Origin of the sequence: Pseudomonas sp. MNR3A, assembly GCF_009650575.1 — a bacterium.
Classification (GTDB): Bacteria; Pseudomonadota; Gammaproteobacteria; order Pseudomonadales; family Pseudomonadaceae; genus Aquipseudomonas; species Aquipseudomonas machongensis.
This window is the reverse complement of record NZ_VZZS01000016.1, coordinates 170,129-196,606: the sequence shown is the minus strand read 5'-3', so window position 1 is coordinate 196,606 and position 26,478 is coordinate 170,129. Positions and strand designations below refer to the sequence as shown.

At 67.3% G+C, this 26,478-nt stretch carries 4 protein-coding genes; 2 read left to right on the top strand and 2 right to left on the bottom strand.

What is annotated here, in order from left to right; all coding sequences use genetic code 11:
• Positions 1-8: 8 nt before the first annotated feature.
• Complete coding sequence (locus F6X62_RS12510; RefSeq protein WP_153773693.1) at positions 9-1,196, bottom strand: acyl-CoA dehydrogenase family protein; 1,188 nt, start codon at positions 1,194-1,196, stop codon at positions 9-11.
• 9 nt (positions 1,197-1,205) lie between these two features.
• Positions 1,206-1,766, bottom strand: a complete 561-nt coding sequence (msuE, locus tag F6X62_RS12505; RefSeq protein WP_153773692.1) for an FMN reductase — start codon at positions 1,764-1,766, stop codon at positions 1,206-1,208.
• Between the two features lie 350 nt (positions 1,767-2,116).
• Here msuE and F6X62_RS12500 point away from each other — a divergent pair, with 350 nt between their 5' ends.
• A complete protein-coding gene (locus F6X62_RS12500) occupies positions 2,117-15,019 on the top strand; it encodes a non-ribosomal peptide synthetase (RefSeq protein ID WP_153773691.1) in 12,903 nt (4,300 codons plus the stop codon).
• Positions 15,016-26,418, top strand: a complete 11,403-nt coding sequence (locus F6X62_RS12495) for a non-ribosomal peptide synthetase (RefSeq protein WP_153773690.1) — start codon at positions 15,016-15,018, stop codon at positions 26,416-26,418. The genes F6X62_RS12500 and F6X62_RS12495 overlap by 4 nt, the downstream gene beginning before the upstream one ends.
• The last annotated feature ends 60 nt before the right edge of the window (positions 26,419-26,478 follow it).

Below are 26,478 nucleotides of genomic sequence, written 5' to 3'. Positions count from 1 at the left end.
ACGTGCCTTTAGGAATAGAAGGACGGGGCAGGGCGTTTGTCGTTCAGCGCCCACTCGCCCAGTTCATGGATGCGATAGTCCACCGGGTCGTGCAGGGTCTGGGTCCTGAGGTTGCGCCAGTGCCGGTCGAAGCGCAGTGAGGCATGGGTGGCGCGGGCGCCGGTGACTTCGAACAGACGGTTGCAGATGTCCAGCCCATGGCGCGTTGCGGCAACCTTGGCGGTGCCGATGGCCAGGGCCAGGTCGCCACGCGCCTCGGCGCTCAGGTCGTGCTCAAGGGCCCAGGCCGCATCGAGCTGGTCGCAGGCGCGGCGGATCAGCAGGCGCACGCTTTCCAGGCCGACCCAGAACTCACCATAGTGGCGCAGTACATAGGGGTCTTCGCGGCTCTCATTGGCGCTGGAACGGAACCAGGGGCGACTTTCCTTCAGCGTGTACTGGCGCGCTTCGTCGAAGGCGCCTTCGGCGATACCCAGGAACAGGTTGGCGAAGTGCAGTTGCGCGATCAGCGGACGCAAGGCGGCGAACGGCGTGCTCAGCGGGCCGGGATCGAGTAGCAGTTCGTTGTGCTCGACCCGCACCCGTTCGAAGGTGGCGCTGCCGCTGTCGGTCTGGCGTTGACCGATGTTGTCCCAGTCACCGTGCAGGCTGATGCCGGTACGACCACTGGGGATTGCGGCGATCAGCAATTTGCCGCCGGCGCGTTCGTCCACCGCCGAGGCGATGAGCATTTCCGAGTCGCTGGCGCCGGAGCAGAAGCTTTTCTTGCCGGAAAACTCGCACCACCCCTCGAAGTGCTTGACCTGGGTGCGCGTGTCCAGCGGGTTGAGGGCATTGCCCCAGAACCAATGCTTGCGCGCAGTCTGTTCGAACCAGGGTTGCCATTGGTCAGGACGCGAGAACAGGCGCACGGTGGCCAGCATCAGGTGGTGGAAACCGAACACGTGAGCAATGGAGCTGTCGACCCGGGCGAACGCACGCACCACATCGAAGGTTTCACGCCAGGTCGCCCCTTGGCCACCGAAGGCCGTGGGGATGGCCAGTGACAGCAGGCCGCTGTCGCGCAGGGCATCACGCTCGGCCTTGGGGGTGCCGCCGCGTTCGTCGCGTTCGACAGCGGTGAGGGCGAATTGGGCGGCCAGGTCGTGGGCAATGGCCAGTGCCGGGCGCGTGGAGGGTGTCACGGGTGCATTCATGGTGGTCACTCAGGCACTCTTGCGCAGCTGATGGTGAGGGGCGAACAGCGGTACGGCACGTTCGGCGGCCAGACCGATGCGCGCAGCCAGAGCATCACTGGAAACGCGATAGTCCTGCAGCTCGGCCTGGCTGGCATAGACGCCGATGGGCAGGGTCAGTGCCTGCAGGAAACTGAACAACGGGCGCAACTGATGATCCAGCACCAGCGCATGGCGCTCGCTGCCGCCGGTGGCTGCCAGCAATACCGGGGTGTCCACCAGGGCGTCCTGGCCGATCAGGTCGAACAGGTGCTTGAAGTGCCCCGGGAAGCTGCCCCGGTAGACCGGAGTGGTCACCACCAGCAGGTCGGCCTGTTCGATGTGCTGCAGTTGCTGCTCGACGGTGTCGGGCAGTTCGCTACGCCACAGTGCAGCACCCAGTGGGCGGGCAATATCGCCCAGCTCGATGAGGTGCGGCCGGATGTGCAGATGCTGGCCAAGTTCGGCGAGGATGGCTTCGGTCAATGCCAGGGTGCGCGAAGGGCGGGAAGTACCACCGGAGAGGGCAACGACGTTCAAGGGGGGGCTCATGGCGAGTCTCCTGTTCGGGTGAGCGGGGGACTTTGCTTGAGCAATCGTCGTGCCGAAGTTTCGATTCCTTTTGAATCAACGGGTTGCCGCGATTTCTGCGACAACGGCCGTGTTGCCAGCGCAGCGGGGTGTTGATCAGGTGTTGCGCTGCAAACAGTTGGCCGGTGTTGGCTGCTGTACAGTTCGAAACGTTATAGAGGAAGTTTCAAACGCATAAAAGAAATAAGAATTCATATTCTTATTCCTGTTTCAGCAGTCCGCGCTTTGTCCCCCCTTACCCTGTCACCCCTCGCACCCCCGATCCTTTAGCGTGGCGCCATTTCCGACTGGCAAAAGCAGGATGCTTACCCATGCGCTTCAGCGAACTGATGGCTGTGCTCTCCACCCGTGCGATCCGACTTCAGCGTGACGATCAGGACCTCGTCGTCCATGGTGACGACGATGCCCTGGATGACGCCCTGTGGGACGCATTGGCCGCACACAAGCCGGCGTTGCTGGAGATGCTCGCCCGGCAGAACGACGACTGGCTGAGCCCGGCGTTCAAAATTACCCCGCAGATGCTGCCGCTGGTGGACCTGGACCAGCAGGCCATCGACCGCATTGTCGCCAGCATTCCCGGCGGCGCTGCCAACGTACAGGACATCTATCCCCTGGCGCCGCTGCAGGAGGGCATGCTCTACCACCACCTGTCCGCCGATGCGGGCGACCCCTATCTCTTGCAGGCACAACTGCGCTTTGCCGACCAGGCACACCTGGATGCCTTCGCCGATGCGCTGGACTGGGTGATCCAGCGCCACGACATCCTGCGCACCTCGATGTACTGGGAGCGCCTGGACGAGCCGGTGCAAGTGGTCTGGCGCGAAGCACCGCTGGTGCGCGAAGCACTGCAACTGCCTGGCCAGGACGAGCCGCTGGCGCAATTGCGCCGGTTGCACGACACCCGCCACTATCGCCTCGACCTGCGCCAGGCACCGCTGCTGCGCCTGGTGCATGGCCGGGGCATGGGCGAGGAGGTCGTCGCCCTGTTGCTGTTCCACCACACGGTGATGGACCACACCGCACTCGACATCGTGCGCCGCGAGATCGGCGCCTGGCTGGCCGGCAATGCCGAGCAGGTCGGGCCGGCGGTGCCGTTTCGCAACCTCCTTGCGCAGGCGCGCCAGGCGCTGGACGTGCCGGCGCATGAAGCGTTCTTCAGCGCGATGCTGGCCGATATCGACGAACCTACCCTGGCCTTCGGCGTGGCCGAGGTCGAGGATCAGGCCGTGGAGGAAGCCCGCCTGACCCTCGAGCGCGGGCTGAGCCTGCGCCTGCGCGCCCAGGCACGCCGCTTGGGTGTGAGCCCTGCGGCCATCGCTCACCTGGGCCTGGCCCGGGTCCTGGGCCAGTTGTCCGGGCGCGAGGCGGTGGTGTTCGGCACCGTGCTGCTCGGGCGCATGGAGGCCGGCGAGGGCGGCGAACAGGCGCTGGGCATGTTCATCAACACCTTGCCGCTGCGCATCGATGTTGGCGAGCACAGCGTGCGCCAAGGGCTGCAGGCGACCCACACGCGCTTGACCGGCGTGCTCGGCCATGAACAGGCGCCGCTGGCACTGGCCCAGCGCTGCAGTGCGGTGGCGGCGCCTGCGCCGCTGTTCAACACCGTCCTCAACTATCGCCATAGCGATGCCGCCGACGCTGCCGAAGTCATCGACATTGCCCCTGGTATCCAGGTGCTGGGCGCCGAAGAACGCACCAACTACCCGCTGACGATCAATATCGACGACCTTGGCGAAGACCTGCGCATCACCGCCCTGGTCGCTGGCGGGCTAGGCGCCCAGCGTATCGCGGGTTATCTGGCGCGGGCGCTCGAGCAGATCGTCGAGGCTCTGGACAGCGATCCAGAAGCGCCGCTGAACGGCATCGATATCCTGCCCGCCGACGAGCGCGAGCAACTGATCCATGGCCAGAACCGCCCCTTGCTCGAATTCGCCCTGACGCCGTTGCTGCACCAGCGTTTCGAGGCCCACGCCCAGGCGCGTCCGCAGGATACGGCGCTGATCTTCGAGCAGCAGAGCCTGAGCTACGGCGAGCTCAACCAGCGTGCCAACCAGCTCGCTCACCGCCTGATCGCACTGGGCATCGGCCCGGATGACCGCGTGGCGATCTGCGTCGAGCGTGGCCTGGGCATGCTGGTCGGCCTGTTGGGCGTGCTCAAGGCCGGTGCGGGCTATGTACCTATCGACCCGGCCTATCCCGCCGAGCGTATTGCCTTCACCTTGAGCGACAGTGCCCCGCGGGCCATTCTCACCCAGGCGGACAGCCTGGCGCTGTTGGGTGAGGTGAGGGCGCCGGTGATCGACCTGGACGACCCGTCGCTGCAGCTACAACCCACCGGCAACCCGATGCTCGCCGGGCTGCTGCCCTCGCACCTGGCCTATGTGATCTACACCTCCGGCTCCACCGGCCTGCCCAAGGGCGTGATGGTCGAGCATGGCAATGTCTCGCGCCTGTTCTCGGCGACCCACGACTGGTTCGCCTTCAACCGCCAGGACACCTGGGCGCTGTTCCACTCCTTCGCCTTCGATTTCTCGGTCTGGGAAATCTGGGGAGCGCTGGCCTTCGGTGGCCAGTTGCTGATCGTGCCGCAACGCATCAGTCGTTCGCCGGACGAGTGCTACGCCTTGCTTTGCCGCACCGGCGTCAGCGTCCTCAACCAGACTCCCAGCGCCTTCCGCCAACTGATCGCGGCGCAGGAACGCAGCGAACTGCAGCATTCCCTGCGCCAGGTGATCTTTGGCGGTGAGGCGTTGGAGCCTGGGCTGCTCAAGCCCTGGTATGCACGCATCGGCAATGCCGGCACGCGCCTGGTGAACATGTACGGCATTACCGAAACTACCGTGCACGTCACCTACCGCCCGCTGCAGGCGGCCGATGCGCAACTGGTGGGGGTAAGCCCCATCGGTTCGCGTATTCCCGACTTGCAACTGTATGTGCTCGACCCCCGCCGTCAGCCTGTGCCGACCGGTGTCACCGGCGAGCTGTACGTGGGAGGTGCCGGTGTCGCCCGCGGCTATCTGAATCGCGAGGCGCTCAGTGCCGAGCGCTTTATCGCCGACCCGTTCAACCCTGGCGGGCGTCTGTACAAGACCGGCGACCTGGCGCGCTGGGCCGCCGATGGCAGCCTGGATTACCTGGGCCGCAACGACGACCAGGTGAAGATCCGCGGTTTTCGCATCGAGCTGGGCGAGATCGAGGCACGCCTGGCGGCCTGTGAAGGTGTGCGCGAGGCCGTGGTCATGGCGCGTCGCGACAGCGCCGGCGAGCAGCGCCTGGTCGCCTACTGGCTCGCCGCCGCAGGCGCCGAGCCCGATGCGGCGGCACTGCGTGACAGCCTGCTGTGCCACTTGGCCGAGTACATGGTACCGGCGGCCTTCGTGCGCCTGGAGAGCTTCCCGCTGACCGCCAATGGCAAGCTCGACCGCAAGGCCTTGCCCGAGCCCGATGGCGAGGCCTTTGCCCGTCGCGCCTTCGAAGCGCCGCACGGCGAGGTGGAGCAACGCATCGCGGCCATCTGGCAACAGTTGCTCGGCCTTGAGCAGGTCGGTCGGCACGACAACTTCTTCGAGCTGGGCGGCCACTCGCTGCTGGCGGTCAAGCTGGTGGAGCGCATGCGCCAGCAGGAACTGGCGGCCGATGTGCGCGTACTGTTCGGCCAACCGACCTTGTCGGCACTGGCGGCTGCGGTGAGCGCCGATCTACCGGCGCAGGTGCCGATCAATCGCATTCCGGCGAACTGCCTGCGCATCGAACCGCAGATGCTGCCACTGGCCAACCTCAGCCAGGACGAGATCGACGCATTGACCGCCGGTATCCCGGGCGGTACCGCCAATGTCCAGGACATCTACGGCCTGGCACCACTGCAGCAGGGCATCCTCTACCACCACCTGGCCAGTTCCGGGGCCGACCCTTACGTGCTGCGGGCACGCTTCGCCTTTGCCGGTGAAGTGGAGCTGCAAGGCTTCGTCAAGGCGCTGGATGCGGTGATCGACCGCCACGATATCCTGCGCACCAGCCTGCACTGGGAGGGGCTGCAGGAAGCGGTGCAGGTGGTGCATCGCCACGCGCAGCTGCGCGTGGCAGAGCACGCCGACCTGCAGCGCCTGAACCTCACGTGCGCGCCGTTGCTGCAACTGGTGCGCCATGCCCAGGGTGAGCGCCTGGAGGCGACCTTGTTGCTGCACCATATCCTGCTCGACCATACCGCCGTCGAACGGCTGGTCGCCGAGGTGGGTGCTGCACTGCAGGGCCAGCCAGTGCACATCGACAGCGTGCCGTACCGCAACTATGTGGCGCGTGCGCGACTGGATGCCGATCCTGCGGCCGATGAAGCGATGTTCCGCGAGATGCTGGCAGATATCGACGAGCCGACCGAGGTCTTCGGCCTGCGCGATGTGCAGGGCAATGGCGTGGAGGTGATCGACAGCCACCAGGCGCTGGACGGCACACTGGCAGGGCGCCTGCGCGTGCAGGCCCGCGCGCTGGGGGTGAGCGTCGCCAGCCTGGTGCACCAGGCCTGGGGGCAGGTATTGGCGCAACTGAGCGGGCGCAGCGAGGTGGTGTTCGGTACTGTGCTGCTGGGACGCCTGCAGGGTGGCGCCGGGGCAGATCGGGCGCTGGGCATGTTCATCAACACCTTGCCGCTGCGGGTCAGTGTCGATGCCGTTGGCGCCGCCGAGGGTGTGCGTCGTACCCATCAGCGCCTGGCACGCCTGCTCGGTCACGAGCAGGCATCGCTGGCGCAGGCCCAGCGTTGCAGCGGTGTGCCGGCGTCCCAGGCGCTGTTCACCAGTTTGCTCAACTTCCGCCACAGCAGCGCCAAAGGCGCAGGGGACGGCCTGGGTTGGTCGGGTATCGAACTGTTGGCCTCGCGTGAGCGCAGCAACTATCCGCTGGTGGTCAACGTCGACGATCTGGGGCAGGGCCTGGAACTGACCGTGCAGGCTGTGCCGCAGGTCGATGGCGCTCAGGTGTGCGCCATGCTCGGCAGCGCCCTGGCGAACTTGGCCGATGCCCTGGAGACTGTCCCGGAAACACCCCTGCACGCGGTGTCCTGCCTGTCGCCCGAGGCGCGCGAGCAGGTGCTGCACGGATTCAACGCCACCGGCCGCGCCTACCCACGCGAACACGCGGTGCAGACCTTGTTCGAGGCGCACGCCGCCCAGACCCCGGATGCGGTTGCCGTGGTGCACGGTCAGCGCCACTGGCGTTACGGCGAGCTCGATCAGCACGCCAACCGGCTGGCTCGTCACCTGCTGGAACTGGGCGTGCGCCCGGGGCACCGTGTGGCGCTGCTGCTGCCGCGCTCCTTCGACCTGCTGGCCAGCCAGTTGGCCGTGATCAAGTGCGGTGCGGTCTATGTGCCAATGGATGCCAATGCGCCCGCCGAGCGTCAGGCGTTCATGCTCGAAGACAGCCGCGCCATGCTGTTGCTGACCCAGGCCGATCAGCCGCAGGTCGGCGCAACGCGCCGGGTAGAGCTGGATACGCTGGAGCTCGCAGCCTATCCCGCCCATGGCCTGGACATTGCCGTGGATGCGCGGGCTGCGGCCTACATCATGTACACCTCCGGCTCTACCGGCCTGCCCAAGGGTGTGCTGGTGGCCCATCGCTCGATCGTGCGGCTGGTCATCAACAACGGCTTCGCCGACCTGCAAGGCGATGACCGCGTAGCCTTTGCTTCCAACCCGGCATTCGACGCCAGCACCCTGGAGGTCTGGGCGCCGTTGCTCAACGGCGGGCGCGTGGTGGTGATCGATCAACATCAGGTGCTGTCGCACGAGGCCCTGGGCCAGGCATTGCTGGAGCATCAAGTCACGGTGCTGTGGCTGACCGCCGGGTTGTTCCATCAGTACGCCGCGCACCTGCTGCCGGTGTTCCGCTCGCTGCGCTACCTGATGGTCGGAGGGGATGTGCTCGACCCCCAGGTGATCGCCCGTGTACTGCGCGAAGGCGCTCCGGCGCACCTGCTCAACGGTTATGGCCCGACCGAAGCCACGACCTTCAGTACCACCCATGAAATCCTCGCAGTGGGCGAGGGGGCGATCCCGATTGGGCGGCCGATCGGCAACAGCCTTTGCTATGTGCTCGATGCCCGGCGCCAGCCAGTGCCGATCGGTGCCGTCGGTGAGCTGTATATCGGCGGAGATGGGGTGGCCCTGGGCTACCTGAACCAGCCGGCCTTGACCGCCGAACGCTTCTTCGAAGACCCGTTCAGCGAGACGCCGGGGGCACGCCTGTACCGCAGCGGCGACCTGGTCAGTTGGCAGGCTGATGGCACCTTGCGTTACCTGGGCCGTAACGACCAACAGGTCAAGCTGCGCGGCTTCCGTATCGAGCTGGGTGAGATCGAAGCGCGTCTCGCAGCGTGCGCCGGGGTACAGGAAGCCGTGGTACTGGTGCGTGAAGAAGCCCCGGGCGACAAGCGCCTGGTGGCCTGGTTCATCACTGAAGGCCGCGTCCCGCCGATCACCGAGCTGCATGCGCAGTTGCAAGGCCAGTTGCCCGACTACATGCTGCCGTCGGCCTATGTCCATGTTGGCCAGTGGCCGTTGACCGCCAACGGCAAGCTCGATCGCCAGGCGTTGCCGCAACCAAGTCAGGCCGCGGTGGTGAGTCGTGCCTTCGCCGCGCCTGAGGGCGAGGTGGAGATCGCGCTGGCGGCGATCTGGGCCGATGTGCTCAAGGTCGAGCGTGTTGGCCGGCATGATCACTTCTTCGAGCTGGGTGGCCATTCGCTGCTGGCCGTCAGCCTGATCGAGCGCATGCGCAAGGTCGGCCTGGCCGCCGATGTGCGCGTGCTGTTCGCCCAGCCGACCCTCGCCGCGCTGGCCGCGGCGGTGGGGAGCGGGCGCGAGGTGCGGGTGCCGGATAACCGCGTACCGGCCGGCGCCTCGCAGATCACCCCCGAAATGCTCAGCCTGATCGAACTGGACCAGGCCACCATCGAGCGCATCGTCGCCACGGTACCGGGCGGGGCTGCCAATGTGCAGGAAATCTACCCCCTTGCCCCGTTGCAGGAAGGCATCCTCTACCACCACCTGAGTGCCGGCCAGGGCGATCCCTACCTGCTGCAGTCACGCCTGGCCTTCGACACCCTTGAGCGCCTGCAGACCTGGGCTGATGCCTTGCAGCAGGTCATTGACCGGCACGACATCCTGCGCACCTCGCTGATCTGGGAAGGCCTGGCGCAGCCGGTGCAGGTGGTGTGGCGTCAGGCGAAGCTGGCCGTGGTGCCGGTCGAGCTGGAGGGCGAAGGCGAGGTCATCGACCAATTGCAGGCGCGTTTCGACGCCCGTCAGCATCGGATCGACCTGTCCCAGGCACCGTTGATGCGCCTGGTCTACAGCCAGGACCTGCGCAACGGCCAGGTCGTGGCAATCCTGTTGTTCCACCATCTGGCCCTCGACCACACTGCGATGGACGTGGTTGGCGCCGAAATGCACACCCTGCTGTTCGGCGATGTAGCCAAGCTGAATGCGCCGGTGCCCTACCGCAACTACGTGGCCCAGGCGCGCCTGGGCAGCGATGCGGCGGGCGCCGAGGCGTTCTTCCGCGACATGCTCGGTGATATCGACGAGCCGACCCTGCCATTTGCCCAGCAGGATGTGCAGGGCGAAGGCCACGGTATCGCCGAGGCGCACCAGGCCCTCGATGGCGCGCTCGCCCGACGCCTGCGCGACCAGGCGCGTACCCTGGGCGTGAGCGCCGCGAGCCTGATGCACCTGGCCTGGGCGCGCCTGCTCGGCGTGCTGGCCAATCGCAGCGAGGTGGTGTTCGGCACAGTGCTGATGGGCCGCCTGCAAGGCGGCGAGGGTGCCGACCGGGCACTGGGCGTGTTCATCAACACCTTGCCGCTGCGGGTCGACACCCAGGTGGCGGTGGCCGAAGCGGTGCGTGCCACCCATGCCCGTTTGTCTGCATTGCTGGGCCATGAGCATGCGTCGCTGGCCATGGCCCAGCGTTGCAGTGGCGTACCGGCCGGGCAACCGCTGTTCAGCGCCTTGCTCAACTACCGCCACAGCGCTGCCGATGCGCCACGCGATGGCGAGGGTATCTGGCAGGGCGTTCGCCTTCTGGGCGGCGAGGAGCGCAGCAACTATCCGCTGACCTTGAGCGTCGATGACCTGGGCGAGGGATTCACCCTGAGCGTGCTGGCTGTCGCGGACATCGGCGCCGAGCGTGTCGCGCAGTGGATGGCCAACAGCATCGCGCGACTGGTCGAGGCGCTGGAGCAGGCGCCGGGCACGCGGCTGGATGACCTGTCGGTGCTGGGCGCCGATGAACGTCGCCGCCTGCTGGTCGATTTCAACCCTCCTGCCCGTGATTATCCGCAGGGCCAGACCGTGCATGCGCTGGTCGAGGCCTGCGCGGCTCGCTCACCCCAGGCTCAAGCGGTGGTGCAAGGCGAAGAAGGGCTCAGCTATGGCGAGCTCAATCGTGCCGCCAACCGCCTGGCCCACCACCTGATCAGCCTGGGCGTGCGGCCTGGCGCCCGGGTTGCCTTGTGCCTGCCGCGCACGCCGCAGCGCCTGGTGGCACTGCTGGCGGTGCTCAAGGCCGGCGCCGCCTATGTGCCCGTCGACCCTGGTTACCCTGCCGAGCGTATTGCCTATCTGCTCGAGGACAGCGCCCCGGCACTGGTGCTCGCCGACACGCACCAGCACGGCTTGCCGCCACACGTCGCACGCCTGGACCTGGACCGTGGCGACTGGCAGTCCGCTGCCGAGCATGACCCGCAGGTGCCGGGCCTGGCTGCGGATGCGCTTGCCTATGTGGTCTACACCTCCGGCTCCACCGGCCAGCCCAAGGGCGTGATGGTCGAGCACCGTACCCTGGCCAACCTGGTGCACTGGCACTGCGAGGCCTTTGCCGTGCGCGCCGGTAGCCACACCTCCAGCGTGGCCGGCTTCGGTTTCGACGCCATGGCCTGGGAAGTCTGGCCGGCCTTGTGCGCCGGCGCCGTGGTGCACCTGCCGCCCGCAACCCTTGCCAACGAACAGGTCGATGCCTTGCTCGACTGGTGGTTGCAGCAACCGCTGCAGGTCAGCTTCCTGCCAACCCCGGTAGCCGAGCAGGCCCTGCGCCGCGAGCGTCAGCACGCCAGCCTTCGGACGCTGCTGATCGGCGGTGACCGTCTGCGCCAGTTCGAGCGTGATCCAGGCTTTGCCGTGATCAATAACTACGGCCCGACCGAAACAACCGTGGTCGCCACCTCGGGTCAGGTGCAGGTCGGTGGCGCACTGCACATCGGCACCGCCATCGCCAATACCCAGGTCTATGTGCTCGACGAACGCCGCCAGCCGGTCCCGGTCGGCGCGGCGGGCGAGCTGTACATCGGTGGTGACGGGGTTGCCCGCGGCTACCTGAACCGGCCCGAACTGACCGAGCAACGTTTCGTCGCCGATCCGTTCAGCTCGCGGGCTGGAGCGCGGATGTACCGCAGTGGCGACCTGGTGCGCTGGAACGCCGATGGCACCCTCGACTACCTCGGGCGTAACGACGATCAGGTAAAGATACGTGGTGTGCGCGTAGAGCTTGGCGAGATCGAAGCGGCCGTGGCCGCCCAGCCTGGCGTACGTGACGCCGTAGTACTGGTGCGCGGCGAGCGGCTGCTGGCCTGGTACACCGCGAACGCACCGGTCGATGGCCTGCGCCAGGCCTTGCAGGCCAGCCTGCCGAGCCACCTGGTGCCGTTGGCGTTCATCCGCTTGGAGGCCTTGCCGCTGACCCGTCACGGCAAGCTCGACCGCAGGGCGCTGCCAGACCCGGATCCAGCCGATCTGCCGGTGGCGGCCTATGCAGCCCCGCAGGGCGAGACCGAGCAGGTCATGGCGCAGGTCTGGGCCGAGCTGCTGGGCCTGGAGCGGGTAGGGCGGCATGACAACTTCTTTGAACTGGGTGGGCATTCGCTGCTCGCGGTCAGCATGATCGAGCGCCTGCGCCAGCAAGGCCTGGAGGCCGATGTGCGCTTGCTGTTCAGCCAACCGAGCGTGGCGGCGCTGGCCGCAGCGCTTGGCCAGGGCCGTCAGGTACAGGTGCCGGCCAATCGCATTGCACCCGGCTGTACCCGTATCACCCCCGACCTGCTCAGCCTGATCGAACTGGACCAGGCCGCCATCGACCGTGTGGTGGCAAGCGTACCCGGCGGCGCGGCCAATGTGCAGGACATCTACCCCCTCGCGCCGCTGCAGGAAGGCATTCTCTACCATCACCTGAGCGCCGCCGGAGCCGACCCGTACCTGCTGCAATCGCAGCTGGTATTCGACAGCCCGGCGCGACTGCAGGCGTTTGCCGGCGCGCTGGAAAGCGTCATCGCCCGTCACGATATCCTGCGCACCGCAGTGCTGTGGGAAGGGCTGGCGCAGCCGTTGCAGGTGGTCTGGCGCCATGCCCAACTGCCGGTGATCGACATCGCCAACGAGCCTGCGCAGCGGTTCGACACCCTGGCGCTGAATCAGGCGCCGCTGGTGCGCCTGCTCTATCGCCGTGCAGGGGAGCGCATCGAGGCGACCTTGCAGTTCCATCACCTGGTGCTCGATCACACGGCGCTTGAGGTGGTGCGCGCAGAGATGCTCGGTTACCTCCGCGGGCTACCCGCGCCGAGCGAGCCCGCCGTGCCGTACCGCAACTACGTGGCCCAGGCGCGCCTCGGTATCAGCGAGGCCGAGCACGAGGCGTTCTTCCGCGAACAACTGGCCGATATCGACGAGCCAACCCTGCCGTTCGGCCTGCGTGACACACAGGGTGACGTGCGCCGTATCGAGCAGGCCCAGGTGCATCTGGACCCTGACCTGAACCAGCGCCTGCGCAGCCAGGCACGCCAGCTCGGCGTGAGCACTGCCAGCCTGCTGCACCTGGCGTGGGCACGTCTGTTGGGCAGTGCCAGTGGTCGCGACAACGTGGTGTTCGGCACGGTGTTGCTGGGGCGCATGCAAGGTGGTGCAGGCAGCGGGCACGGCCTGGGCATGTTCATCAACACCTTGCCACTGCGCGTTGACCTGGCGGGGCTCGGCGTACGTGAAGGCGTGCGTGCCACCCACGCACGGCTGAGCGCGCTGCTGACCCACGAGCATGCCTCGCTGGCCCTGGCCCAGCGTTGCAGTGGCGTGGTCGCACCCATGCCGCTGTTCAGCGCCATGCTCAACTACCGGCACAGCGCCGGCGCTGCGCAGACCGAAATCCAGCGTCAGGCCTGGCAGGGTATCGAGACACTGGCCAGCGAAGAACGCACCAACTACCCCTTGAGCCTGAACGTGGATGACCTGGGCGATGGCCTGCGCCTGACCGTGCAGGTAATGCCTGCGGTAGGGGCCGAGCGGGTCTGCGGGCAGCTGCAGCAGGTACTGGCGGGTCTGGTGGATACCCTCGAGCGTCAGCCCGACCTGCCGCTGAACCAGCTGCCGGTGCTGGAACATGAAGAGCACCAGCGCCTGCTGGTTGGCTTCAACGACACCGCCGTAGGCTACGACCTGGAGCAGACGGTTCACGGAATGATCGAGGCCCAGGTCGAACGCACGCCCGAGCGCATCGCCCTGATCGCCGAGCAACGCCAACTGAGCTACCGCACGTTGAACACCGAGGCCAACCGTCTGGCCCATCACCTGATTGCACTCGGGGTGCAGCCGGATGATCGCGTGGCGATCTGCGTCGAGCGCAGCCCGGCGATGGTCATCGGCTTGCTGGCGATCCTCAAGGCGGGCGGCGCCTACGTGCCGGTCGATCCGGATTATCCGGCCGATCGTATCCGTCATATGCTCACCGACAGCGCGCCAGTGGCGGTGCTGGGGCATGCGGCGACTCGCGAGATGCTGGCGGCGTTCGAGGTGCCGCAGGTCGATCTGGATATGCCGGTGTGGCAAGCGCTTTCCAGCGACAACCCCCAGGTTGCGGACCTTACGCCGCGACACCTGGCCTACGTGATCTACACCTCCGGCTCCACCGGCCTGCCCAAGGGCGTGATGAACGAGCACGCCGGGGTGGTCAACCGTCTGCTCTGGACCCAGGACGCCTACGGCCTGGGCGCCGATGACGTAGTGCTGCAGAAAACCCCATTCAGCTTCGACGTGTCGGTATGGGAGTTCTTCTGGCCGCTGCAAACCGGCGCACAACTGGTGATGGCGTGCCCGGGCGGCCATCGCGATCCGCAGTACCTGGCCGACGTCATCGCCGAGCGTGGCATCACGACCCTGCACTTCGTGCCGTCGATGCTCGATGTCTTCCTCGCCCACGGCGACCAGCAGGTCGCACGCCTCAAGCGCGTGCTGTGCAGCGGCGAAGCGCTGCCCGGCAGCCTGGTGCGGCGCTTCAAGGCGCAGTTGCCGGGCGTCGAGTTACACAACCTGTACGGCCCGACCGAAGCTGCAGTGGACGTCAGTGCCTGGCATTGCGCCGAGCCACTGGAACAGACCCCGGACAATACCCCGATCGGCAAACCGATCGCCAACACCACGCTGTACGTGCTCGACGCCCAGGGCCAGCCAGTGCCGCAGGGCGTTGCCGGTGAGCTGTACATCGGCGGTGTACAGGTTGCCCGCGGCTACCTGAACCGCGAGCAACTGAGCGCCGAGCGCTTCCTCGAAGACCCGTTCAGCACCCGCCCTGGCGCACGTTTGTACCGCACCGGGGATCTGGCCCGGCACCTGGCCGACGGCACCCTGGAGTACCTGGGGCGCAACGACGACCAAGTGAAGATCCGTGGCCTGCGCATCGAACTGGGCGAGATCCAGGCCTGCCTGACCCGCATTGCGGGGATCAAGGAGGCGGTGGTGCTGGCGGTGGATCAGCGCCTGGTCGCCTATTACACCGGTGCCGTGCAGCCCGTCGAGGGCATGCGCCAGCAGCTGTCGGCGCAACTGCCGGAATTCATGGTTCCGGCGCTGTTCATGCACCTGGACGCCTTGCCGCTGAGCCCCAACGGCAAGCTCGACCGAAAGGCGCTGCCGACTGCCGCCGTGGCCGATGCGCGTCCCTACGAGGCGCCACAGGGCGATACCGAGCAGTTGCTGGCCGCGCTCTGGGGTGAGCTATTGGGTGTGGAGCGAGTAGGGCGGCACGACAACTTCTTCGAACTGGGTGGCCACTCGCTGCTGGCGGTGACCCTGACCGCCCGCCTGCGCCAGGAGGGCCTGGAGGCCGATGTGCGCGCGCTGTTCGAACAACCGACCTTGGCAGGCTATGCCGCCATCACAGACAGAATGGAGATCGTCCTGTGAGCATCAACGACCTACTGGCGACATTGTCAGCCAACGATATCCAGCTGGCGCTCAAGGATGGCCAGCTGGTGGTCCAGGGCAACCGCCAGGCGCTGACCGATGCGAGCCTGGTGGCGCGCCTGCGTGAACACAAACCGGCGCTGATCGCGCTGCTCGAGCGCGGTGAGTACGTGGCCAGGGCCGGCAATGTCGGCGCTCCGGCCAACGCCATCCCGGCCGACTGCACGCGGATCACCCCGGCACTGCTCAACCTGGTCGAGCTCGACCAGGCGGCCATCGATGCGCTGGTCGGGCAGATTCCCGGCGGCCATGCCAACGTGCAGGACATCTACCCGCTGGCGCCCCTGCAGCAGGGCATTCTCTATCATCACGCCAGCGCAGAGGGCAGCGACCCTTACGTGATGCAGTCGCGCTTCGCCTTTGCCAGCCAGGCCCATCTGCAGGCGTTCGTCGAGGCGCTGCAGGCGGTGATCGACCGCCACGATATCCTGCGCACCTCGGTGCACTGGCAGGGGCTCGAGGCGCCGCTGCAGGTGGTCTGGCGCGAGGCCCGGCTGCAGGTGTCCCGCGGCCTGCCCCTGGACGAGCGTATCGACCTCGGCCAGGCACCGCTGATCCGCCTGCACTGCGAGCCTGCGGCCAGCGACGGTCGCGTGCAGGCCACGCTGCAGTTCCACCATATCGCCATGGACCACAGCGCCCTCGAGGTGGTGCGTCACGAAATGCAGGCCGTGTTGCGCGGCGATGGCCACCTGTTGGGCGCGGCAGTACCGTTTCGCAATTACGTCGGCCAGGCCCTGCTGGGCGTCAGCCAGGCGCAGCACGAGGCGTTTTTCCGCGAGCAACTGGGGGATATCGTCGAGCCGACGCTGGCCTACGGCCTGCAGGACGTGCAGGGTGACGGCAGCGCGCCGCACGAAGAAAGCCTGAGCCTGGCGCCGGCCCTGTGCGACGGCCTGCGCAGCCAGGCACGGGCGCTGGGCGTGAGCCTGGCAAGCCTGTTCCACCTGGCCTGGGCGCGGGTGCTGGGTGGCCTGACCGGGCGCGAGCAGGTGGTGTTCGGCACGGTTTTGATGGGCCGCCTGATGGGCGCGGAGGCCAACGACCGTGCACTGGGCATTTTCATCAATACCTTGCCACTGCGGGTGGACCTGGCTGGCCTGGACCTGATCACGGCAGTCAAGGCCACTCACCAGCGCCTAACCACCCTGATGCGCCACGAGCACGCGCCGCTGGCCTTGGCCCAGCGGTGCAGCGGCGTGGCCGCGCCGACGCCATTGTTCAACGCCTTGCTCAACTACCGGCACAGTGCGCCGGTTGCCGATGGCCAGGCCCGTGCGGCGTGGGAGGGCATCGACGTACTGACCAGCGAAGAACGCACCAACTATCCGCTGACCCTGAGTGTCGACGACCTGGGCGATGCTCTGCGCCTGACCTTGCTGGCCACGGCCGAGGTGCCGAAACAGCGGGTCTGCGCCTATCTTGAGAAAACCCTCGAGAGCCTGGTACAAGCCTTGGCACAGAACCCAGGGCTGAATGTCGATCGGCTGGACATGCTGCCCGCTGTCGAGCGCGTTCGAGTGCTCGAGACCTTCAACGACCGCCCGGGTGCCACCGAAACCGTGCTCACGGTGCACCAGCGCATCCAGCTCCAGGCCCGCCAGCAGCCCGATGCCGTAGCCGCCACCTGCGCAGGCATCGCGCTGAGCTACGGTGAGCTGGAACTGCGTGCCAATGCACTGGCTCAACGCCTGGTCATGCTCGGTGTGCAGCCTGAAGACCGCGTGGCGATTCTGGCCCGGCGAGGTCTGGACACCCTGGTCGGCCTGGTGGCGATCCTCAAGGCCGGCGCGGGTTACGTGCCGATCGACCCCGCGCATCCCGACGAGCGTATCGCCTACCTGCTCGATGACAGCGCCCCGAGGGTGGTGCTGACCCAGCACGATCTGCGCGCGCGCCTGGGCCAATGCCCGGCACCGGTGGTCGAACTCGATCGCGCGGACTGGCCGTCGAGCGAGCACGCCCCGCAGGTCAATGGCCTGGCTGTTAGCAACCTTGCCTACGTGATCTACACCTCCGGTTCCACCGGTCTGCCCAAGGGCGTGATGGTCGAACATCGGACCCTCAACAACCTGATCGACTGGCATTGCCGCGCCTTCGACCTGTGCCAGGGGCGCCACACCTCGAGCCTGGCCGGCTTCGGCTTCGATGCCATGGCCTGGGAAGTCTGGCCGGCCCTGTGCGCCGGCGCGACCCTGCATATCGCGCCGCCAAGCGAACAGGGCGAGGACATCGACGCCTTGCTCGCCTGGTGGCGCGGCTGCCCGCTGGATGTCAGTTTCCTGCCGACGCCGGTGGCCGAATACGCCTTCAGCCACCAGATCGACCATCCGACCCTACGCACCCTGCTGATCGGTGGTGACCGCCTGCGGCAGTTCACCCGTCACCCCGGATTTGCCGTGATCAACAATTACGGGCCCACCGAAGCCACGGTGGTCGCAAGCTCCGGGGCGATGGTGCCTGGCGGCGTGCTGCACATCGGCGCACCGGTCGATAACGCCCGGCTCTACGTGCTCGATGCGCACCACCAGCCGGTGGCGCAGGGGGTGGCCGGCGAGCTGTACATTGGTGGCGCCGGGGTTGCCCGGGGTTACCTGAACCGCGCGCAGATGACGGCCGAGCGTTTTCTCGATGACCCGTTCAGCGCGCAACCGGGCGCCCGCATGTACCGTACTGGCGACCTGGTGCGCTGGCTGGATGACGGCACCCTCGACTACCTCGGGCGCAACGACGACCAGGTGAAGATCCGTGGCGTGCGCATCGAGCTGGGTGAGATCGAAAGCCGCCTGGCAGCCCTGCCAGGCATCAATGAAGCCGTGGTGCTGGCCCGCGAGGACCAGCCGGGGCAGCCGCGGCTGGTGGCCTACTTCACTGGCCAGGACAGCGTCGAGGTGGCCGCGCCGGCACAACTGCGTACACAGCTGCAGGCGCACTTGCCCGATTACATGGTGCCGGTGGCCTTCGTGCGGCTCGAGTCGCTGCCGCTGACGGCCAACGGCAAGCTCGATCGCAGGGCGCTGCCGGCACCCACCCGCGCCGACCTGTTCGAGCGTCGCTTCGAGGCGCCCCAGGGTGAGCTGGAGCAGACACTGGCGCAGATCTGGCAGGGGTTGCTGCAGGTCGAGCGGGTCGGGCGGCATGACCACTTCTTCGAGCTGGGCGGTCACTCGTTGCTGGCCATGCGCCTGGTTGCCCAGGTTCGTCAGCGACTCGGTGTGGAACTGACGCTGGGGACACTGTTCGCCCAGGCCGAGCTGGCGGCGATGGCCGAGGTGGTGGCGGGGGCTGCGCGCAGTGAGCTGCCGCCGGTGCTGGCGGTGGCACGCGAGCAGGCGCTGCCGTTGTCGTTCGCCCAGCAGCGCCTGTGGTTCCTGGCACAGATGAACGGAGCCAGCCAGGCCTACAACATTCCCCTGGCACTGGAGCTGTGCGGCGAGCTGGATGCCGACGCCTTGGCGCAGGCCCTGGTGGCACTGGTCGAGCGTCACGAGGCGCTGCGCAGCGAGTTCTTCGAGGTCGATGGCGAGCCGCGGGTGCGGCTGTCGGCGCAGCGCCTGGTGGTGCAGCGCGAGCAGGTGCCTGGGCCCGATGAACAGCGCCTGCGTGCGCTGGTGCGTGAAGAAGCTGCACGGCCGTTCGCGCTCGGCGAGGCATTGCCGCTTCGCGCTCGCCTGCTGCAGGTGGCGCCACAGCATCATGTACTGCTGCTGACACTGCACCATATCGTCGCCGATGGCTGGTCGATGGGCGTGCTGACCCGTGAGCTGAGCGCGCTGTACCAGGCCTTGCGTGAAGGCCGCGAGGCGCGGCTTGCGCCGTTGCCGATCCAGTATGGCGATTACGCGATGTGGCAGCACCGTTGGCTGCAGGGCGAGGCGCTGCAGCGCCAAGGCGAGTTCTGGCGCAACAACCTGGCCGGTGCACCTGCGCTGCTGAGCCTGCCGACCGACCGGCCGCGTCCGGTGCGCCAGGATTATGCAGGCGACAGCGTGCGTATCCACCTCGACGCCCGACTGGCAGACGATCTCAAGGCCCTGTGCAAGCGCCACCAGGTCACGCCGTTCATGCTGTTCATGGGCGCCTGGTCGGTGCTGCTGGCTCGTTTGTCGGGGCAGGGCGAGGTGGTGATCGGTACGCCGGTGGCCGGGCGTCGGCAGGCTGAGGTCGAAGGGGTGATCGGGCTGTTCGTGAACTCCCTGGCCATCCGCCTGGACCTGGCCGATGCGCCGGATGTCGGCACCTTGCTGGCGCGGGTCAAGGCCCAGGTACTGGCCGCACAGGAGCATCAGGACCTGCCGTTCGAGCAGGTGGTGGACCTGATCAAACCATCGCGCAGCCTGGCCCACACGCCGCTGTACCAGGTGTCGCTGGAGTGGGAGGGCGGTCATGATTTCGCCGCCGGGCTGGACGGCTTGAGCCTGCGCAACCTCGGCCAAGGGCAGGGCTTTGCCAAGTTCGACCTGAGCCTGAGCCTGGGCGAGACCGCAGATGGCTTCGGCGGCGCATTGAACTATGCCACCGCGTTGTTCGACCGGGCCACGATAGAGCGCTACTGCGGCTATCTGGAGCAACTGCTGTGGGCCATGGCCGGCAGCGACGGCGCGGTGCTGGCAAGCGTTGCCCTGCCGGATGCGCAGGAGCGTCGTCGACTGTTGGTCGACTACAACGACACCGCCGTAGGCTACGACCTGGAGCAGACGGTGCACGGGATGATCGAGGCCCAGGTCGAACGCACGCCCGAGCGCATCGCCCTGCGTGCCGAAACCGGACAGTTGACCTATCGTGCACTGAACGCCGAGGCCAACCGTCTGGCCCATCACCTGATTGCACTCGGGGTGCAGCCGGACGATCGCGTGGCGATCTGCGTAGAGCGCAGCGCTTCGATGGTCATCGGCTTGCTGGCGATCCTCAAGGCGGGCGGCGCCTATGTGCCGGTCGACCCGGATTACCCGGCCGATCGTATCCGCCATATGCTCACCGACAGCGCGCCGGTGGCGGTGTTGGGGCATGCGGCCACTCGCGAGATGCTGGCGGCGTTCGACGTGCCGCAGGTCGATCTGGATGAGCCGGTGTGGCAAGCGCTTTCCAGCGACAACCCCCAGGTTGCGGGCCTTACCCCGCAACATCTGGCCTACGTGATCTACACCTCCGGCTCCACCGGCCTGCCCAAAGGCGTGATGAACGAGCACGCCGGGGTGGTCAATCGCCTGCTCTGGACCCAGGACGCCTATGGCCTGGGCGCTGATGACGTAGTGCTGCAGAAAACCCCGTTCAGCTTCGACGTGTCGGTATGGGAGTTCTTCTGGCCTTTGCAGACCGGTGCACAACTGATGATGGCCCGCCCAGGCGGGCACCGTGACCCGGGCTACCTGCGCCAGGTGATCGCAGCCGAATCGGTAACGACCCTGCATTTCGTCCCTTCGATGCTCGATGTGTTCCTCGCCTATGGTGATGCCGAGCCTGCAGCGCTACGCCGGGTGCTGTGCAGCGGCGAAGCGTTGCCCGGCAGCCTGGTGCGGCGCTTCAAGGCGCAGTTGCCCAGCGTCGAGCTGCACAACTTGTATGGCCCGACCGAAGCTGCAGTTGACGTCAGTGCCTGGCACTGCGCCGAGCCACTGGAACAGACCCCGGACAACACCCCGATCGGCAAACCGATCGCCAACACTACGCTGTACGTGCTCGACGCCCAGGGCCAGCCAGTGCCGCAGGGCGTTGCCGGCGAGCTGTACATCGGCGGCGTGCAGGTTGCTCGTGGCTATCTGAACCGCGAGCAGCTGAGTGCCGAGCGCTTCATCGAAGATCCGTTCAGCACCCGTCCCGGCGCACGCCTGTACCGCACCGGGGATCTGGCCCGGCACCTGGCCGACGGCACCCTGGAGTACCTGGGGCGCAACGACGACCAGGTGAAAATCCGCGGCCTGCGCATCGAACTGGGCGAGATCCAGGCCTGCCTGACCCGCATAGAAGGCATCAAGGAGGCCGCTGTGCTGGCCCTGGACTTGCCGCCCGCCGGCAAGCGGCTGGTGGCGTACTACACCGGAGCTGTGCACACGGCAGACACATTGAAGGGGCAGTTGCTGGCTCAACTACCCGAGTTCATGGTGCCTGCACAGTTCGTGCATCTGCCGGCCCTGCCGCTGAGCCCCAACGGCAAGCTGGACCGCAAGGCCCTGCCGATTCCCGCCGTCGAAGCCTTGCAAGGCCAGGCCTACCAGGCCCCCGAAAGTGATAACGAGCGCCTGCTCGCCGAGTTGTGGGGCGAGTTGCTGGGTGTGGAGCGGGTAGGGCGACACGACAACTTCTTCGAATTGGGCGGCCATTCGCTGCTGGCCGTGACACTGGTCGCTCGCCTGCGCGCCCGCGGGTTGGCCTTGGATATCCAGGGGCTGTTCACCGAGCCGAACCTGGCGGCCCTGGCCGCGACGGTCGAGACCCTCGACCAGGTGCAGGTGCCTGCCAACCGCATCACCGCCGACTGCCCGCACATCACGCCTGAGCTGCTGCCGCTGGTGACGCTGACGCAAGAGGCGATCGATCGTATCGTCGGCCAGGTGGCTGGCGGTACCGCCAATGTCCAGGACATCTATCCGCTCGGGCCGCTGCAGGCCGGCATGCTCTATCACCATCTGGCCGGTGAAGGTGAGGCGGCCTACGTGCTGGAGGTGCGTTTCCTGCTCGCCGATCGGGGTCGTTTGCAGGCGCTGCACCGCGCCTTGGACCAGGTGATCGCGCGCAACGATATCCTGCGCAGCGCCTTCCACTGGGATGGCCTGGCTGAGCCTGTGCAGGTGGTCTGGCGCCGTGCTCCGCTGGATGTCGTGCAGGAGGGCGATGCCATCGAGCCTCGCCGCTTCGACCTGGCCCGCGCACCGCTGCTGCGCCTGGTACACCGTACCGAGCCGAGCACCGGCCGAATCAGCGCCACGCTGCTGTTCCACCATCTGGTCATGGATCACGTGGCGCTCGAGGTGTTGCGCAGCGAACTGCAAGCCTGCCTGCTAGAGCAGGCCCATGCCCTGCCAGCGGCGGTGCCTTACCGCAACTACATCGCCCAACTGCAGCGCGGGGCGGGCGAGGCGGCCCATGAAGCCTTCTTCCGTGAGCAACTGGCCGACATCGACGAACCGACCCTGCCTTACGGCGGTTATGCAACGCCACACCAGGATGCCGTGGCGCAGCACCATCAGCGCCTCGACCATGCGCTGAACCTGCGGATCCGCGAACAGGCGCGACGCCATAACGTCAACGCTGCCAGCCTGATGCACCTGGCCTGGGCCCAGGTGCTCGGGCAACTGAGCGGGCGCGACAGCGTGGTATTCGGCACCGTGCTGCTCGGTCGGCTGCAGGGTGGCGAGGGCGCCGAGCGCGCGTTGGGCGTCTACATCAATACCTTGCCACTGCGCCTGGACCTTGCCGGACAGCCCGTGTTGGCAGCCTTGCAGCAAGCCCACCAACGCCTGACCGGCCTGCTGGCCCATGAGCACGCTCGCCTGGCGCTAGCCCAGCGCTGCAGTGGCTTGCCTACGGGGGCTGCGCTGTTCGATGCATTGCTCAACTATCGCCATGGCTCGCTGGCCGGGCAGGGCGAGGCGGCGCGCCAGGCCTGGGAGGGCATCGAGCTGGTCGAGGCGCACGAGCGCAGCAATTACCCGCTGGCGTTGAGCGTCGATGACCTGGGCCTGGCGTTCGAGCTGACCGCGCAAACCGCACAGGGCATCGACGCCCGGCGGATCTGCAGCTACGTGGAGCATGCCCTGCAACTGCTGCTGCAGGCGCTTGAGACCGGCGCCTGCGAAGGGCTCGAGCGCCTGAGCGTGGTGCCGCTGGCCGAGGCTCGGCAGTTGCACGAGGCCTTCAACACCACCACCCGCGACTATCCGCGCGACTTGCCAGTGCATCGCCTGTTCGAACAACAGGTAGCACGGCATCCATTGTCCATCGCCGCCCGTGACGGGGCGCACAGCCTGACCTACGGCGAGCTCAACGAGCAGGCCAACCGCCTGGCCCACCACCTGATCGAGCAAGGCGTAGCGCCGGGCGATCATGTGGCGATCCTGCTGCCGCGTTCGTTGGCACTGCTCCAGGCTCAGCTGGCCGTCGCCAAATGCGGTGCGGCCTACGTGCCGCTGGACATCCATGCGCCGGCCGAGCGACAGGGCTTCATGGTGCAGGACTGCCAGGCCGTAGCGCTGATCTGCGACAGCTCGGCGACCCTGAGCTACCGCGCGCGCCGCATCGATCTCGATCGCCTGGACCTTAACCGTCAGCCCGGTCATAACCCAGGGCTGGCCCAGGGTGGGGATACGGTCGCCTACGTGATGTACACCTCCGGCTCCACCGGCACGCCCAAGGGCGTGCGCGTGCCCCATCGTGGCATCGCTCGCCTGGTGCTCAACGATGGCTACGCCGACTTCAGCGCCCAGGACCGTATCGCTTTCGCCTCCAACCCCGCGTTCGACGCCAGCACCATGGATGTCTGGGGTGCGCTGCTCAATGGCGGGCAGGTGCTGGTGATCGACCATGACACCTTGCTCGACCCTGTGCGTCTGGGCGTGGCCCTGCGTGAAGGGGGCGCGACGGTGCTGTTCGTCACCACCGCGCTGTTCAACCAGTATGTGCAGATGATCCCCGACGTGCTGGCAGGGTTGCGCGTGCTGCTGTGCGGTGGCGAGCGAGCCGATCCGGCGGCGTTCCGCAGCTTGCTGGCGCAGGCACCGGACTTGCGCCTGGTGCACTGCTATGGGCCGACCGAAACCACCACCTATGCCACCGCCGGGCAGGTTCGCCATGTGCCGGCCGACGCCGAGCTGGTGCCGATCGGGGGACCGGTCGGCAGTACCCAGGTGCATGTGCTGGACGCGCACCTGCGCCCGCTGCCGCTGGGGGCGGTAGGTGAGTTGTACATCGGTGGCGACGGCGTGGCGCTGGGCTACCTCAATCGCCCGGAACTCACCGCCGAGCGCTTTATCGACGACCCGTTCAGCCCGCAGCCTGGCGCACGCCTGTACCGTACCGGCGATCTGGGCCGCTGGCGCGACGACGGCCAGCTGGAGTGCCTGGGGCGCAACGACGACCAGGTGAAGATCCGCGGTTTCCGTATCGAGCTGGGCGAAGTCGAGCAGCACCTGGCGCTGTGCCCGGGCATTGGCGAAGTGGTGGTCATGGCGCTGACCCTGACGCAGGGGCCGGCTCGGCTGGTGGCCTGGTTCACCCGCACAGACCCGACCCTCGATGCCGTCGCTGTGCGGGGTTGGCTACAGGGACGGTTGCCACCGTACATGGTGCCGTCGGCCTGCATCGTGCTCGATGCGCTGCCGCTGACCAACAATGGCAAGATCGACCGCAAGGCGCTGCCGCGTCCGGCGATGCAGGACCTTGCCGAGAGCCGTTACGAGGCACCAGCCACCGCGCTGGAACAACAGCTCGCGGCGCTCTGGGCGCAGGTGCTGGAGATCGGGCAGGTGGGGCGGCATGACAGCTTTTTCGCCCTGGGCGGTCATTCGCTATTGGCCATTCGCCTGGTGGGCCTGTTGCGCGAACAGGGGCTGCAGGTCTCGCTCGCCGAGCTGTTCCAGCATGCCAGCGTGGCGGCATTGGCCGAGCATCTGCAGGCGGCGACACCGCAAACGGACTTGGTGTGCGTGCGCGCGGAGGGCGACGCACCGGCACTGTTCCTGATCCACGAGTTCAGCGGCATGGACTTCTACTTCCCGGTACTGGGCCAGCAACTGGAGGGTGACTTCCCGATCTATGGCGTGCCGGGCCTGGCCCTGGGCGAGGCGCAGCCGGACACCCTGGAGGCCCTGGCCCGGGCGCAACTGGAGCGCATCCGCCGGGTTCAGCCTCACGGGCCTTACCGGCTTGCCGGCTGGTCGTTCGGCGGCTTGCTGGCCTATGAGATCGCCGCGCAACTGCTGGGGGCGGACGAGCAGGTGGAGTTCCTGGGCTTGATCGACACCTGGCAGCCGCGTCTGGTCGACCAGGGCAAGGCACGCTGGCAAGGCGCGCGCCTGTTGCAACAGCAACTGCTGCTGCACTGTGCCGGACACTGGCAGGGGCTCGGCGCGGCAGGCGCGCAGCAACTGGCCAGGGTCAATGCCCTGGACGATGGCCAGGCCGACTTCACCACCTTGCTCGCGGCCTGCCGTGAACAGGGCTTGCTGTATGCGGAACTTGCCGCTGCAAGCGATGAGGAGCTGAAGCTGTTCTTCGAACGCGAAATTGCCCACGGCCATGCCATGGCCCATTACCGTCCCGAACCGCTGGGCATCGCCATCCACTTGTTGCGCGCCGAACAAGGCGCGCAGCGTCACGGTGATCAGCTATTGCTTGGTTGGGAGCGCACGGTGCCGGCCGGTCTGGTGCAGTGCATCGAGGTGCCGGGCGATCACCTGAGCATGATGCAGGCGCCGCACGTGCAGGTGCTGGGCCGCGCGCTCGGCACGGCGCTGCAGGCGGCCCGCGCGGGTATCGGCGAGAAACCGCAGGCGGCGTATCAGCCGCTGGTGGCGATCCAGAGCGGGCAAGGCGGTCATGCGCCGCTGTTCTGCGTGCCGGGGGCCGGCGATAGCGTGACCAGCTTCATCGGCCTGGCCGAGGCCCTGGGCGGCGACTGGCCGGTGTACGGCCTGCAAGCGCGTGGCCTGGATGGCACCGCCACACCGCACAGCAGCATCGACGCCGCGGCGGCCTGCCATGTCCAGGCCATCGAAGCGCTGTACCCGCAGGGGCCGTTGAACCTGGTCGGGCATTCCTTTGGCGGCTGGGTGGCGCATGCCATGGCGGTGCGTTTGCAGGCACAGGGGCGGGAGGTGCGCTCACTGACCTTGATCGACAGCGAGTCACCCGGTGGCAACAGCGTCTGCGGTCGGCCCTACACCGCAGGAGCAGCGCTGGACCGGCTGATCGAATCGTTGCAGCTGGCCAGTGGGCGCTCGCTGGAAATCGACCGCCAGGCCTTTGCCGCACTGGACGATGAGCAGCAACTCGAGCGCTTGCACCAGGCCATGGTTCGCGGCGGGCTCATGCCGGCGCGTTCTTCCGCCAGGGCGTTGCATGGGATCGCCCGTACCTTCTCCAGCGCGCTGCGTACGCCGTACCCGGCGCAGGCCGGCTACAGCGGCCCGGCCAGCCTGGTACTGGTGGCCGACGCGACTCTGGATGCGGCCGGCAACCAGCGCGAACAGGCGGCCATGCTTGCCGGTTGGCAGCGCCTGCTGCCGCAACTGGCGGTGTGGCATGGGCCTGGCAACCACTTCAGCATCCTCAAGGCCCCGGATGTGTTCAGCCTTGCGGCCTGGTGGCACGACGGGCAGGCGCTGCAGCGGGTCACTCATTGATTTGGCGCGAACCTTGTGGGTGCGGGCTGGGCCCGCGAGTGCAGCACCGCAGTATCTGGC